Source organism: Faecalibacterium intestinale (assembly GCF_040096575.1).
Lineage (GTDB): Bacteria > Bacillota > Clostridia > Oscillospirales > Ruminococcaceae > Faecalibacterium > Faecalibacterium intestinale.
Genome location: NZ_JBBMEN010000034.1, coordinates 1 through 14,506 on the forward strand (window position 1 = coordinate 1; position 14,506 = coordinate 14,506).

Below are 14,506 nucleotides of genomic sequence, written 5' to 3' on the forward strand. Positions count from 1 at the left end.
CGCTCCGCTGGGCCAGAGGCAGGGAGGGGTGTTCCGACTCCCCCCTCCCTACCTCTGGACTCCACCCACCCCGCAACAGGCCAAGGGCTGCTCGCCCTTGACAATCCTAAAGAAGTGGGCTACACCGGAAAAAACTGAAGATTCACGCCTGTTCGGCGTGAAGATCTTTTAACCGTTTTTTCCGGCTCCGCCGATTTGCAGCCCCTCAGTCGCTGCGCGACAGCTCCCCCCGGGGGAGCGAGCGCCCACCCGCAGCACCGCGCTTTCGCAGAAAGCGGCGCTGCAAATGCCGTTTTCCTCTACGACCCCTCCCGTGAAAATGGAATACCGGAGCGTCCGCAGACGCTCCGGTATTCCGAAATTATAAATATTTTTTCCTTGAATTATGCCCAGAGCAACGCGGAGGGCATTTTAAATCGTCTTACGTCTCACAAAAGGAGTACCCCCATCATGATGCTGGACCGCATGGAAGGCAACGCAGAACTGAAAACCAGCGTGCAGCAGATGCTGGCCACCCGCCGGCTGACCCATAGCGTGCTGCTGGTGGGCGAAGCCGGTCTTGGCACCGGCTTTGCCGCCCGCTGCATCGCCGCCGACTACCTCTACCCCGCCGGCGGTGCCGCCGCCGAAGCCCTTTTGCGGGGCGAGTGCTGCCGCGCCGTGGCAAAGGCCGGTAAGCGCGACAGCGGCACGGTGGAGACCGGCATCGTGCGGGAAGCCATTTCGGTGTCCGGCATGGGCAGCGGCGGGAAGTATCTGGTGGGTCAGGTCACCGCCATGCGCAGCGAAATTTTCAACACCAGCCTTTCCGCCGAGGGACGCGCGGTGCTTTTGTACCATGTGGAGCGGATGAACGAGGAATCCGCCAACGCCCTGCTCAAGGTCATGGAAGAGCCGCCGGAGGGGGTGCTGTTCCTGCTCACGGCGGATTCGCTGGCCAGCGTGCTGCCCACCATCCGCAGCCGCTGCGTCAGCTTTGCGGTGGCACCGGTGTCCCCCGCCGACTGCACCCGCTACTGCGCGGCGCAGGGGGTGGATAAAAAAGCAGCCGCACTGTACAGTGAGCTGTTCGATGGTCATATCGGCACGGTGCTGGCGGTCGCCCGGGACGAAGCCCGCGCTGCACAGGTGGAAAAGGCGCTGGAACTTGCCCGCGCTGCCGCCGCCCGGGACAGCTACACCGCCGCCGTGCTGCTTGCCGCTTACGAAAAGGATAAAGCCGCCGCAGCCGCCCTGCTGACCGATTTTCGCGCCGTGGCAGCAGCTGGTCTGCGCAGCAGTCCCCGCGCCCCGGTGCAGGGCACACAGGCGCGGCAGGCGGTGCGTCTGGCAGATGCCGCCTTGCAGCGGCTGGGCGCACAGGTGAACCCCAAAGTGGTGCTCTCGGTGTTTGCGGCAAAGCTGCGTACCCTTTGAAAAAATAACGAAACAACAAGAACCCCCTCCGGCGCTTGCGGTACACCGGAGGGGGTTCTTGTTTGGGGTATTGCTTTGGTGTGAGGAGGAATCATGTGCGGGGAAGTGGTTGCGGCCCCACTGTCCCTGCAAGATACAGTATACCCGATTTTACGAAAAAAGTCATTACATTTTTGTGAAAAATCAAAAAAGTTCCTGAAACTTTGTACCGCACTGCGAAAAAAATACAAAATGAAACGTTTGAGAAGAAAAACTTAACTCCCTCAGTCAAAACCTGACGGTTTTGCCAGCTCCCTCTGGGAGGGAGCCTCTGGCGCGCCCGCAAGCTTTACGCTTGAGCCGGGAACTGTACCTCTATGCCAAAGGCCCCATCTCAGAGGGGGCTGGCATCGCGCAGCGATGACTGGGGGAGTTTTTCCCTGTGTGCACTCTCACCCGTTTTTCATCTGCTCCGCGTGCAGTCTGCCGTGCTCCACATAATGGGCGGCGTTGTGCAGATTGGCTTCGATCTGCGCGGCGCTCACCTGCTTGATGACCCGGGCGGGCACGCCCACCGCCACCGAATTGTCCGGGATGACCATGCCCTCCGGCACAAGCGCCCCTGCCCCGATGATGCAGTTTTTGCCCACCACGCAATGGTTCAGCAATGTGGCGTGCATCCCGATCAGACTGCCATCCCCTACGGTGCAGCCGTGCACCAGTGCGCAGTGCCCTACCGTGACGTTTTCGCCAAGGGTCACGCAGCCGCCAATGTCGCAGTGCAGCACTGCGTTGTCCTGCACGTTGCTGTTTTTGCCGATGGTCAGCGTGCCGTCATCGCCGCGCAGCACTGCGCCGTACCAGACGGTGGAGCCGGGCTTTAAAACCACATCCCCCTGCACGGTGGCGCTGGGAGCTACAAAAGCTGCGCCTTCATCCCGGGGCTTTTTTCCACAAAAAGATAAGAACATTGTTAAAAACCACCTTTCACCCTTTTTCTTTTGGCTGGTTTATGGTATTCTTTATAAAGACGGGTCTCGCCGTTTCTATTCTATCGCAAGGCGGGAAATGAGTGCAAGAGTAAAATAGCATATTTGCGATATGCAGTTTGCGGATGTTGTTCGTGCATTGAAAACGCAAACTGCGATAGCAAGCTGACGCTTTATCATCAAGGGAGAAGTTCATGGATCTTCAAAAAAGCTGTCGCCGGCTGGCGGCATGGGTGCTCACGCTGGCACTGGCTGCGGCGCTGGCTTTGCCGGGCGGGGCGGTATACGCAATGCCCATCCAGACCGCCAATGCACAGGAAAGTGTTTACCTGATCAACGCCGTCACCGGCGAGGTGCTGCTGGACCAGAACTCCGGGCAGCAGCGCTGCGTGGCAAGCCTGACCAAGATGATGACCGCCCTGCTGCTGCTGGAAAGCGGCAAGAACCTTGACGAGACCATCACCGTGCCCGCCGACCTGACGGAGGAATTCCAAAAGATCCGCAGTCAGAACGGCAGCACCATTCTGCTGGCGGCGGGCGAACAGCTGCGCCGCATCGACCTGCTGTATGCGCTGCTGGTGTGCAGCGCCAACGATGCCGCCAGCGTCATCGCGTGGGACGTGGCGGGCAGCATCCCGGCCTTTGTGCAGCAGATGAACGCCCGGGCGGCGCAGCTGGGATGCACCAGCACCCGGTTCTCCTGCCCGCACGGCTTGTACGACGATGGAAATGTTTCCACCGCACAGGATATGGGAAAGATCGCGATAGCCTGTGCCCAGTACGAGATATACCGGCAGATCGCCGATACCCTGCAATACGAGATCCCGGCCACCAACCTGCACGCGGCGCGCAGTATCCGCTCCACCAACAAGATGCTGGACCCGGAAAACAGCTGCTACCGTGCCTACATTCACGGCATGAAAACCGGGTTTACCACAAAAGCCGGGCGCTGCTATGTGACCGCCGCCCAGCAGGGGAATACCATTTACGGGCTGGTCATTCTGGGCTCGGACCGGAAAAACATCTACGCCGAAGCTGCGGCCATTCTGGACTGGGCCTTTGCGGGCTGTCCGCAGCAGCAGGCTGCTGCCTGAAAAAAGCCGGTTTTCTTTTACCGGCATCTGTGATATGCTTTATCGCTGAAGAAGTTGATTATAGGGGGTACGCTCATGCTTCATAACACGTTCTGCCGCCGGCTGGCGGCGCTGGTGCTCACATTGGCAGTGGCTCTTTCGGCAGCGCTGCCGGGGTTTGCGGCATACCCCATGCCCGTCCAGACCGCTACCGAGACCGAGTCGGTGTATCTGTTCAACGCGGACACCGGCAAGACCATCCTGAGCCAGAACGCCGACCAGCAGAAATATGTGGCAAGCCTGACCAAGCTGATGACCGCCCTGCTGCTGGTGGAAAGCGGCAAGGACCTGAACGGTGAAGTGACCGTGCCCACCGACCTGACGCAGGAGTTCAAGGATATCCAGAACGCCAACGGCACCACCATGGGTCTGCGCATCGGCGAGACCGTGCGCCGCATCGACCTGCTGAACGCCATGCTTATCGTCAGCGCCAACGACGCCGCCAGCGTCATTGCGTGGGACGTGGGTGGCAGCGTGGTGGGCTTTGTGCAGCAGATGAACGCCAAGGCGGCAGAACTGGGCTGCACCGGCACGAATTTTACCTGTGCCCACGGCCTGTTTGACTACGGCAACGTGTCCACCGCGCAGGATCTGGCAAAGATCGCCGCCGCCTGCGCGGAGAACCAGACCTTTGCGCAGGTGGCGGGCACCGCCAGCTATGTGCTGCCAGCCACCAATCTGCGCAAGGCAGAGCGTACCATCAGCAGCTCCAACAGCCTGATGAACAGCGAAAGCGCCAACTACCGGGAGTATGTCCAGTGGGTCAAGGGCGGCTTTACCACGCTGGCGGGCCGCTGCATCGTGGCTTTTGCCCAGCAGGACGGCCACAGCTACGGGCTGGTGATCCTTGGCTGCGACACGCTGGAGCACCTGTTTACCGAGTGTGACGACCTGTTCGACTGGGCGTTTGCCAGCTTTGCAGACCGTCCGCTGGTGGATACCCAGACCGTGCTGACCACCGTAGACCTGAACAAGTGCCGCACCGAGCCGTCTGTGGAGCTGTACGCCGCCGCGCCGGTCAGCGGCTACGGTCACAGCGACGATAAGGTGAGCTATTCCTTCGACCTGCCCGAGAGCGTCTCCGCTACCGTCAAGGAAGGTCAGAAGCTGGGCACCGCCACCGTCTATCTGGACGGCTACGAGGTGGGACAGGTAGACCTTGTGACCCACCGGGAGTATGTGTCGGATTTCCGCACCGATATCAAAGCCACCCTGCTGCTGCTCTGCGCCCTGATTCTGATTTTGTGCGCACTGGGCTTTGCCACTCTGCGCTGCGGCGGCGGGCTGACCCTTAACCAGCGCCGCCGTCAGATGAAACGGAGAAGATAAAAAATAACTCCCTCAGTCAAAACCTGACGGTTTTGCCAGCTCCCTCGGAGAGGGAGCCTCTGGCGCACCCGCAAACTTTGCACTTTAGCCGGAAACTTTACCGCCATGCCAAAGGCCCCATCCCAGAGGGGGCTGTCTGCGTAGCAGACTGGGGGAGTTCAGGCAAGAACCCCTTCCGTCATCGCCTGCGGCGCGCATTCCAAATCGTCAAAGATAAAAGGAGCAGATGCACGGTTGTGCATCTGCCCCTTTTATAATTATACTGCCCCGTAGATGCCGTGCACCGACACTTCCCCGGTGAAAACGTGCTGTTCCCCGGCGTCGGTGCGCACCACTAAACGCCCTTCGGCGTCCACGTCCACGGCTTCGCCTGCGCCCTGACTGCCGTCCGGCAGGTCAAAGGTGACCCGGCGGCCCAGATTGATACAGGCGGCTTTGTATTCCTCCCGGAAGGGCGCAAAGCCGTCCCGGGCAAAGGTGTACAGGTTGCGGTCAAAGCCAAAATCTGTCAGCCCCTCCGCCAGCCATGCGGGGTCGGTGGCAAGATCCACCGCTGCGCCCTGCAGTGCCAGCGAGGTGCCGTGGGGCAGGTCGGCGGCGTCAAAATAGCTCTGGGGCTGGGCAAGGTTGATGCCGATGCCGCACAAAATGCCGCGCCCCTGCTGCTGGTAGCCGTAGCTCACGCTCTCGCACAGGATGCCCACGATCTTTTTTCCGTTCAGCAAAAGGTCGTTGGGCCACTTGATCTGGCAGTCCACGCCGTAGCGCAGCTGCAGCTGGCGGCGCACCGCAAGGCTTGCCAGCAGCGGCAGGGTGGCGGGCTGCGCCAGCGGCTCCTTGATGGCCACCGTGTAGTACAGCGCCTTGCCCTCGGCGTTTACCCAGCTGCGGCCAAGCCGCCCGCGCCCGGCGGTCTGGTTTTCGGTATACACCGCCGCAACGGGGCCGAACTCTTCAAAATGTTCCTTTACATAGGCGTTGGTGCTGCCGCATTCCGGCAGATAGCGCACCTCGTTGATGCTCATTGCTTGGGTACCTCTTTGTGCTCATAGGCGGTCACTGCGCCGTTTTCCAGCGTCAACAGACCGTAGGTGTCCGGGCCGGTGTAGCAGCGCCCGCAGGAGCCGGGATTGAACAAAAACACCTTGCCCCGCTGCTCCGCGTGGGGAATGTGGGAGTGGCCGAACAGCGCCACCTCTGCGCCCCGGGCGGCGGCAGCATCTGCCAGCGTGTCCAGATCGTATTTTACACCGTACATATGGCCGTGTGTATAGAAAACCACCGTCTGATCGAAGCCTGCCAAGCCGTCCAGCGGCTCCAGTGCACCAAAATCGCAGTTGCCGGCCACGGAATACACCCGCAGATGGGGGAAAAAGGCCAGCGCCTGTTCCAGATCCCGCAGGCCGTCCCCCAAAAAGATCACGGCATCCACGTTGTTCTGCTCTTTGTTCAAAATGCGCTTAATGGCGTCACGCGCGCCGTGGCTGTCGCTCAGGACCAGTAGTTTTGTCACGGAAAGATATCCTCCTCTATACTCATTCGGCAGTCTGCTGCAACAGCAGCAGCTGCTTGTAAACTTCGCTCTTGGAATAGGCCGTGCCCTGCGCAGCAGCCTTGGCGGCGGCAGAAGCGCTGAAGCCCTCGATGGTCAGCGCAAAAGCGCGCTGCGCCGCCTGTTCCAGTGTCAGCTCCTCCTCGTCGGCGGCACCGGCGGGCGCACCCGCCATCACCAGCACATACTCGCCCCGGGGCTCGGCGGCACGGTAGTGCTCCACGGCTTCGCCCAAGGTGGTTTTCCAGATCTCCTCGTGGAGTTTGGTCAGCTCCCGGCACAGGGTAATGCTGCGCTCTGCGCCAAAGGCGGCGGTCAGATCGTCCAGCGTGGTGCGCAGCTTGTGGGGCGCTTCGTAAAAGATGACCGTGCGCTTTTCCTGCAAAAGCTCGGCCAGACGCTCCTTTTTCTGCTTACGGTTCACCGGCAGAAAGCCCTCGAACACCCAGCGGGAGGTGTCCTGCCCGGAGACTGCCAGTGCGGTAACGCAGGCGGAAGCTGCCGGAATGGGTACCACCTTGATGCCCCGCGCCAGCGCGTCCCGCACGATGACCTCGCCCGGGTCAGACACGCAGGGCATTCCGGCGTCACTGCACAAGGCGCAGCTCTCCCCTGCTTCGATGCGCTGCAAAATGGCTTCGCCCTTCTGCAAGGCGTGCTCGTAGTAGCTGACCATGGGCTTTTTTAGCCCCAGATAATTCAGCAGCTTCATGGTCACGCGGGTGTCCTCGGCGGCAATAAAGTCAGCCGCGCCAAAGGTGGCAGCCACCCGGGGCGGCATATCCTCCAGATTGCCGATGGGGGTCGCCACGATGTAGAGAGTTCCTGCCATAATTACCTCCTGAATTTATCGTCCGTACAGCGCCGCTCCGGCGCGGATGAGCACGTCCGGCTCCACCCGCAGGCCGGTTTTACGGTTCTTCTGGGCTTCCACAAGGAACAGCCACGGTGCGTTTTCCGGGGCGTTCTTCACAAAGGCCAGCCGCTTGGGCTCCAGCCGGTGGGCGCGCAGCACAGCCAGCACCTCAGCCAGCCGCTCGGGGCGGTGGCACAGCGCCAGCCGTCCGCCGTCCTTCAAAAGCCGGAAGCCGCAGGCACAGACATCCTCCAAAGCGCAGGTGTTTTCGTGCCGGGCAAGGGCGTGGGCGGCGTTTTTGCTCTGCGGCCCCTCGGTAAAATAAGGGGGATTGCACGCGCACACGTCAAATTGCCCCTCGTCCTGCCGCCATGTGCGCAGGTCGGCACAGGCGGGGGTGATGTGGGTGAGCTGCTGCTCTTCCACCGCTGCCGCCAGCAGGGCGCTGCCCTCGGGCTGCAGTTCCAGCGCGGTGCAGGGGCCGCGGTGCCCCCGGTCATGCCATTCCAGCGCCACGATGCCGCAGCCGGAGCACAGGTCTGCGGCTTTCTGGCTGCGCTTCGGCTCACAGAAGCGTGCCAGCAGCAGCGCATCCGAGCCGAACCGGTGCTCCGGGGTGCAGTAGACCATAGTTCTATTATACAAAACTTCCGTAGAATGTTCCATAGACAGTGTGCCGTTTCCCTTCCAAAAAATGCAGGGTATTTTCCTGCGGAATTTGTGCATGAAACAAAAAGCGGGGCGGCTGCGCAGTGTTTTGCGCAGTGCCTCTTTTTTGGCGCGGACGATTTGGAATGGCCGCCGCGTGTGCTTTGGCCATGTGCAGCGGAAAAATATTTTTTGATTCAGCAGTTCGGCGCGTCCGCAGACGCGCCGAACTGCGTTTTTTATGAATTTACTTTATGATACCACAAAAAAGGACTGCTGCACAGATGTGCAGCAGTCCTTTTTGATGCGTTTTCAGCAAAAACTACTGATTATTCAGCAGCGATTGCACCAGTGGGGCAAGCACCCTCGCAAGCACCGCAATCGATGCAGGAATCAGCGTTCACAACTGCAGCGCCGTTCTCGATGGTGATAGCGCCAACCGGGCAAGCGCCCTCGCAAGCGCCGCAGCCAACACATGCGTCAGAAACCTTGTGTGCCATAATAAACTCTCCTTTTTTATCCCGTGCCGATGTAATTATGAAGAAACGTACCTTGGCACGGCCACGCACGCCCCCCGGAATTTGTATCCTTGTCTGCATTCTAACAAAGCAGGCCGGAAAAGGCAAGACTAACCGTGCTGCCACAACCACAAAATAAAATATTTTGTGGGGTTGCACAAAAGCACGGCCTAACTTATAGCCAAAATTGCCGGAGATTTTTAGCGAAAATCACGAAGCCTAGTTAGTTTTATAATACTAACCGCCCGGATGTTCATTCCTTTTCACTTGCGCGGCGGCGGGGGCAGGCGGGGCGCTTTTCGTCGTCGGAGCTTGCCACCACCGGGGCGGGGTTGCGCACGCCGGAGTAATCATCGTCCGGGTCGGGACGGCGGGGCGGACGCTTGCCGCCGCTCACATACTCGCACACGCCCACCTTGTAGTACCGGGGCGCAAGGCTCTCGGTGCCGCAGCGCACCCGCAGGTAGCCGGACACCGGGTTCACCTCCAGCACGGTGCCCAGACCGTCCGGGGTGCGCACCGTGCTGCCCACCATGGGCATGATGCTGTTCAGGTACTCGTAGGCGCTCTCCTCGTAGGCAAGGCAGCACATCAGACGGCCGCAGGCACCGCTGATCTTGGTGGGGTTCAGCGAAAGCCCCTGCTCCTTTGCCATCTTGATGGAAACGGGCTGGAAATCCTTCAAAAAGCGGTTGCAGCAGAAAGGCTGACCGCAGATGCCCAGACCGCCGATCATCTTGCTCTCGTCGCGCACGCCGATCTGGCGCAGCTCGATGCGGGTGTGGAAGATGCCGGCCAGATCCTTGACCAGCTCCCGGAAGTCCACCCGTCCGTCGGCGGTGAAGTAGAACATGATCTTGGAGCGGTCCAGCGTGTACTCGGCCTCCACCAGCTTCATCTCCAGCCCGTGGCGGACGATGCACTCCTGACAGGTGTGGAAGGCGCGTTTTTCGTCCTCGCGGTTCTGGCGCATCCGGCGGATATCCACGCTGTCGGCCATGCGGGTGATGGGCTTCAGCGCCTTGGGCACGGCTGCATCCGCCAGCTCCCGCACGCCCTGCACCACTTCGCCGCACTCCACGCCGCGGGCAGTTTCCACAATAACGTATTCCCCGGTGTGGATAGCAGCATCGCTGGGATCAAAATAATAGCTTTTGCCGTTTTCCTTGAAACGGACCGAAATGACTTTTTTCATAGTGTTCCTCGTTTTTGTATCGGATAAGCCCCTTATAAGGGGCAGCTTTTTCAGTCTGCTGTTAGTATACCATAATCAAAAGCACATTTCTATGCAAAAAGAAAAGTCTTTGCGTCCCACGGCGGGACGATTTGGAATGCGCTCCGCGTTGCTCTGCGCATCTTCAGCGGAAGAATTATTTTAAATTTCGCGTTTGTCGCGCTCTGCGGAGCGCTCCAAACGCATTTTCACGGGAGGGGTCGTAAAGGCAAACGGCATTTGCAGCGCCGCTTTCTGCGAAAGCGCGGCGCTGCGGTTAGCATCCTCGCCCTCTCAGTCACCTACGGTGACAGCTCTCCCAAAGGGAGAGCCCTTGGCAGTCCCCGCAAACTTCATCTTTTTGCCAAGGCCTCTCCCTTTGGGAGAGGTGGCACGGCGTAAGCCGTGACGGAGAGGGCGAGGACGCTTGCGGAGTACATCCCCAATTTTTCCCCTCCCCTGCAATGATACACCCCGCTCAACCGTATGCAGTACGGGAAAGGTGTCGGAATTCTGTCCGGCGGCAGAAGGGAGGAAAGCAGACAGAATGCCGGTTTTGGGGCGGCAAAGTTGTGCGTTTTGCAGATTTTGACAGAACTTTCGCAAAAGATTCGCCGCCCCGCTATTGAAAGCATACGCCTTGCGTGTATAATAGGAATGTTAGGAACCCATTGCCCCATAAAGAGGGAGGAACTGTTGCGCCGGGCGGTGCGGCAGAGAAACGGTAGGATAAGATGGAAAAATTCAGTGTCAAAAAACCATTTACGGTGCTGGTTGCAGTCATCATGGTGCTGATGCTCGGCTTTGTGTCGATCACCAAGATGAAGACCAACCTGCTGCCGGATGTCAGCACACCGTACCTGATGGTGGTCACCGTGTATCCCGGTGCCAGCCCGGAGCGTGTGGAGACCGAGGTCTCGGACGTGCTGCAAAATGCGCTTACGGTGCCCGGTGTTTCAAAGATCACCGCCACCTCGGCCGAAAACTACAGCCTGCTGCTGATGCAGTTCGTGGATGACACGGACATGAACAGCGCACTGGTGCAGGTGTCCAACAAACTGGATCAGGCCAAAAGCGACCTGCCGGAGACCGCACTGACTCCTTCTATCGTGCAGTACAGCATGAACATGAACGCCTTTATGACCGTGGCTGTCAGCCGCGAGGGCAGTTCGGTGTACGACCTTTCTGATTTTATCAAGAACACCATGACCCCCTACGTCCAGCGCAAGGGCGGTGTGTCCAGCGTATCCTCCAGCGGCCTTGTGGAGCAGCTGGTGCAGGTGCAGCTGAATCAGGAAAAAGTGGATGCCATCAACGAAAAGCTGATGGAGCTCATCGACAGCCAGCTGGAAGCGGCGCACGCCCAGCTGGAGGATGCCGAGGCCAAGATCAAGGCCGGCCGCGCAGAATACGATAAGCAGTTCAAAAATTTTGGCAATACCGTGTCCAACACGGTCATGGGCACCCTGAGCTCTGATGTCGGCAGCGCCGTAGAGGTGGTGCGCAAACAGGCCGAAGCGCTGCTGCAAAGCGTCAACAACCTGATCGCCGTGGTCAAGGAGCCCGAGGTGCAGCAGGCACTGATCGAGGTGCAGGCCGGTTTGCAGCGCGTTCTGGATAAGTTCAACAGCACCGGTATGCGGGATATCGACTCTCTGATCGAGATCGTGTCCGAGCTGCGCGATATCACTGATAAGCTTTCCTCTGCTTTGCAGACCCTGCAGAACCGCATCAACACCGAGACCGGCGCACAGGGTGAGGGCGCCGAGGATCTGGTAGACGAGCTGCAATTGCAGGACAGCCTGAATGTCATCTATAAGACGCTGGAGGACACCATCAAGGCCATGGACAACGTGCCCGGCATGATGACCGAGTTCTCCAACGCACTGGGCAGCTTTACCCAGCAGCAGCTGGCTGCCTATATGCAGTTTACCGAAGCCCGCGAGCAGCTGAACGAGTACGAAAAGCAGCTCAACGAGGCCAAGACCCAGTACGAGGCCGCCAAGGAAAAGGCGCTTGCCAGCGCCGATGTGACCAAGCAGCTGGATATCAAGACCCTTGCCACCCTCATCTACGCCCAGAACTTCTCCATGCCCGCCGGTTACGTCAAGGACGAAAGCGGCGAGTCGTGGCTGCTGAAGGTGGGCGAGGAATACGACAGCGTGGAGGATATCCGCGGTGCACTGCTGCTCCATGTGGAGGGCTACGGCGACGTGCGCCTTTCCGACGTGGCAGACGTGGAGATCATCGACAACGCCGCCGACAGCTACACCCGCCTGAACGGCGAGCAGGCTTCGGTGCTGAAAATTTACAAGGACGACAGTTCCAGCGCAGGTGACGTATCCGCCAACTGTCTGGACGCTTTCAAGGAGCTGGAAGCCCAGTATGAGGGGCTGCACGTTGTGGTGCTGTCCAATCAGGGCAACTACATCAGCATCCTGATCAAGAGCATCCTCACCAGTATGCTGGTGGGTGCCGCACTGGCCATTGTCGTGCTGGCTATCTTCCTGAAGGACGTCAAGCCTACGCTGGTGGTCGGTGTCAGTATCCCCCTGTCGGTGCTGTTTGCCGTGGTGCTGATGTACTTCACCGGGCTTGACCTGAACGTTATGACGCTGGCCGGTCTTTCGCTGGGCATTGGTATGCTGGTGGATAACTCGGTGGTCGTCATCGAGAATATCTATCGTCTGCGCGGCCGCGGCGTGCCCGCCGCCCGCGCTGCGGTGCAGGGTGCGCGTCAGGTGGGTATGTCCGTTGTGGCGTCTACCCTTACCTCGGTGTGCGTGTTCCTGCCGGCGGTGTTCTCTGCCAGCCTCATCCGCAGCCTGATGGGCCCCATGTCCCTGTGCATCGGCTACTGCCTGATGGCTTCCCTCATCGTGGCACTGACCGTGGTGCCCGCCGCTTCGGCTACCGTGCTGAAGAACGCCCAGCCCAAAAAGCTGGCATGGTTCGATAAAATTCAGGACGCCTACGGCCGCAGTCTGGAAAAGGCGCTGCAAAAGCGCTTTATACCGCTGGCAGCCGCCGTGCTGCTGCTGGTGTTCTGCTGCTGGCGGGTGGTTTCCATGGGCATCGTGCTGCTGCCCACCAGCACCAGTAACGAGGCCATGATCACCCTTTCCACTACCGACACCCTCTCGCAGGACGAGTCCTATGATGTAGCCGGTAAGGTGGTGCAGGCTGTGATGGCCGTGGACGGCGTGGAGGAGGTAGGCATTACCCCCGACAACACCGTGGCGGGCATGGATGTTTCCAACCTCGGCCTGCCCTCTGCCATCACCGACCTGCTGAACGCCGCCAACGGTTACGGCAAGTATAAGATCAACGTCAAGCTCAACGAGGATCTCTCCTCTTCCAAGATCGACGCCGCCTGCAAAGCCATGGAGGAAGCCGTGGCAGGGGTGGCGGACTGCACCGCCACCGTCAAGCAGTACGGCATGACGGATGACCTGACCAGCCAGCTGTCCACCGGTCTGACCATCAAGATCTACGGCACTGATGCCGAGACCCTGACCGCCCTGTCCGAGAAGGTCATTGACATCGTGAACAACACCGATGGCTTCCAGAATGCCACCAACGGTCTGGGTGCGGGCGATTCCACCATCATCCTGCAGGTGGACCGCGACAAGGTGCGTGCCTACGGTCTGACCGTTGCACAGGTGTACCAGCAGATCGCGGCAAAGCTGACCACCACCACCACGGCACAGACCCCTGTTACCGTGGACGGCACCACCATGGACGTGCAGATCAGCAACAATCTGGACCCGCTGACCAAGGAAAACATGATGGACATGACCTTTGAGACCACCGTCATGTCCGCAGACGGCACCACCGCCACCGGTACCTGCACACTGGCAGATATCGCCAGCTGGACCACCGGCAACGCACCGGACTCCATCACCAGCGAGAACCAGAACCAGTACGTTACCGTCACCGCCGAGACTGCCCCGGGCTACAACACCACGGTGCAGGCGCGTGCCGTGAAAAAGGCGCTGGATGCCTTTGCCCTCACCGACGAGATGCCGGAAGGCTGCTCCTTCTCCATGGGCGGCGAGAGCGACAGCGTCAACTATATGACTGACGAGATGATCCAGTGGATGGCACTGGCTCTGCCCTTTGTCTACCTTGTTATGGTGGCACAGTTCCAGAGCCTGCTGTCTCCCTTCATCGTGCTGTTTACCGTGCCGCTGGCCTTTACCGGCGGTCTGCTGGGCTTGCTGCTCACCGGCCAGCAGCTGACCATGATCTCCATGATGGGCTTCATCGTGCTGATGGGTACGGTCGTCAACAACGGCATCGTGTTCGTGGACTACGCCAACCAGCTGCGCATGGGCGGCATGGAGCGCCGCGCCGCGCTGGTGGCTACCGGCAAGACCCGTATGCGCCCCATCCTGATGACCACCCTGACCACCGTGCTGGCGATGCTGCAAATGGTGTTCAGCAACGATATGGCAAGCCAGCTGATGAGCGGCATGGCCATCGTCATCATCTGCGGCCTGAGCTACGCCACCCTGATGACCCTGTATATCGTGCCGATCCTGTACGATATCCTGTTCAAGAAGCCGCCGCTCAACGTGGACATCGGCAGCGACGAGGACTTGGACGACATCCCGGACGATGCCGCCGAGTTCATTGCCGCCCAGTCCTCTGCGGCACAGTCTCAGCCGGAAGCATAAGGCGTACCAGCCCGTATCACCAAAGCGCCCCGCATTTCCACCGGAAGTGCGGGGCGCTTTTTGGCTGTCTGCCCGCAGACGGGACGATTTAAAATGTGACGTGCTCCGCGGGAAAAGTTTCTGCTTGCCGCAAGCGTGCAAAGACGCTCCGCTGGGCCAGAGGCAGGGAGGGGTGTTCCGACTCCCCCCTCCCT

The 14,506-nt window shown here is 59.9% G+C and carries 11 protein-coding genes; 4 read left to right on the top strand and 7 right to left on the bottom strand.

Features of this window, described 5'->3' with window-relative positions; all coding sequences use genetic code 11:
• Positions 1 to 450 precede the first annotated feature (450 nt).
• Positions 451 to 1,416, top strand: coding sequence for a DNA polymerase III delta subunit-related protein (locus tag WMO20_RS13535; protein WP_349187202.1), 966 nt, complete (start codon positions 451 to 453; stop codon positions 1,414 to 1,416).
• A gap of 431 nt (positions 1,417 to 1,847) precedes the next feature.
• Here the strand turns inward: WMO20_RS13535 and WMO20_RS13540 are convergent, their stop codons facing one another.
• Positions 1,848 to 2,366, bottom strand: coding sequence for a gamma carbonic anhydrase family protein (locus WMO20_RS13540; protein WP_349187203.1), 519 nt, complete (start codon positions 2,364 to 2,366; stop codon positions 1,848 to 1,850).
• Positions 2,367 to 2,578: 212 nt separating this feature from the next.
• Here WMO20_RS13540 and WMO20_RS13545 point away from each other — a divergent pair, with 212 nt between their 5' ends.
• Both WMO20_RS13545 and WMO20_RS13550 read left to right on the top strand, forming a co-directional pair.
• Positions 2,579 to 3,478: a D-alanyl-D-alanine carboxypeptidase family protein gene (locus WMO20_RS13545; RefSeq protein WP_349187205.1), complete on the top strand. Its 900-nt coding sequence runs from the start codon at positions 2,579 to 2,581 to the stop codon at positions 3,476 to 3,478.
• 75 nt (positions 3,479 to 3,553) lie between these two features.
• Positions 3,554 to 4,846: a D-alanyl-D-alanine carboxypeptidase family protein gene (locus WMO20_RS13550; RefSeq protein ID WP_349187206.1), complete on the top strand. Its 1,293-nt coding sequence runs from the start codon at positions 3,554 to 3,556 to the stop codon at positions 4,844 to 4,846.
• Positions 4,847 to 5,103: 257 nt separating this feature from the next.
• Here WMO20_RS13550 and WMO20_RS13555 read toward each other — a convergent pair whose 3' ends face one another.
• The 6 genes from WMO20_RS13555 to WMO20_RS13580 form a co-directional block, all read right to left on the bottom strand.
• On the bottom strand, positions 5,104 to 5,871 hold the full coding sequence (locus WMO20_RS13555) for a biotin--[acetyl-CoA-carboxylase] ligase (RefSeq protein WP_097782775.1): 768 nt from the start codon (positions 5,869 to 5,871) through the stop codon (positions 5,104 to 5,106).
• On the bottom strand, positions 5,868 to 6,359 hold the full coding sequence (locus WMO20_RS13560) for a metallophosphoesterase family protein (RefSeq protein ID WP_349187207.1): 492 nt from the start codon (positions 6,357 to 6,359) through the stop codon (positions 5,868 to 5,870). Before WMO20_RS13560 ends, WMO20_RS13555 begins: the two co-directional genes overlap by 4 nt.
• A gap of 22 nt (positions 6,360 to 6,381) precedes the next feature.
• Positions 6,382 to 7,230: a 16S rRNA (cytidine(1402)-2'-O)-methyltransferase gene (gene rsmI, locus WMO20_RS13565; protein WP_215675271.1), complete on the bottom strand. Its 849-nt coding sequence runs from the start codon at positions 7,228 to 7,230 to the stop codon at positions 6,382 to 6,384.
• A gap of 15 nt (positions 7,231 to 7,245) precedes the next feature.
• On the bottom strand, positions 7,246 to 7,920 hold the full coding sequence (locus WMO20_RS13570; RefSeq protein ID WP_242651861.1) for a tRNA1(Val) (adenine(37)-N6)-methyltransferase: 675 nt from the start codon (positions 7,918 to 7,920) through the stop codon (positions 7,246 to 7,248).
• 311 nt (positions 7,921 to 8,231) lie between these two features.
• A complete protein-coding gene (fdxA, locus tag WMO20_RS13575; RefSeq protein ID WP_006735241.1) occupies positions 8,232 to 8,402 on the bottom strand; it encodes a 4Fe-4S ferredoxin in 171 nt (56 codons plus the stop codon).
• A 271-nt stretch (positions 8,403 to 8,673) separates the two neighbouring features.
• Positions 8,674 to 9,615, bottom strand: a complete 942-nt coding sequence (locus WMO20_RS13580; protein ID WP_349187208.1) for a PSP1 domain-containing protein — start codon at positions 9,613 to 9,615, stop codon at positions 8,674 to 8,676.
• A gap of 752 nt (positions 9,616 to 10,367) precedes the next feature.
• On the opposite strand from WMO20_RS13580, the gene WMO20_RS13585 reads away from it, so the two are divergent.
• A complete protein-coding gene (locus tag WMO20_RS13585; protein WP_349187209.1) occupies positions 10,368 to 14,312 on the top strand; it encodes an efflux RND transporter permease subunit in 3,945 nt (1,314 codons plus the stop codon).
• Positions 14,313 to 14,506 lie beyond the last annotated feature (194 nt).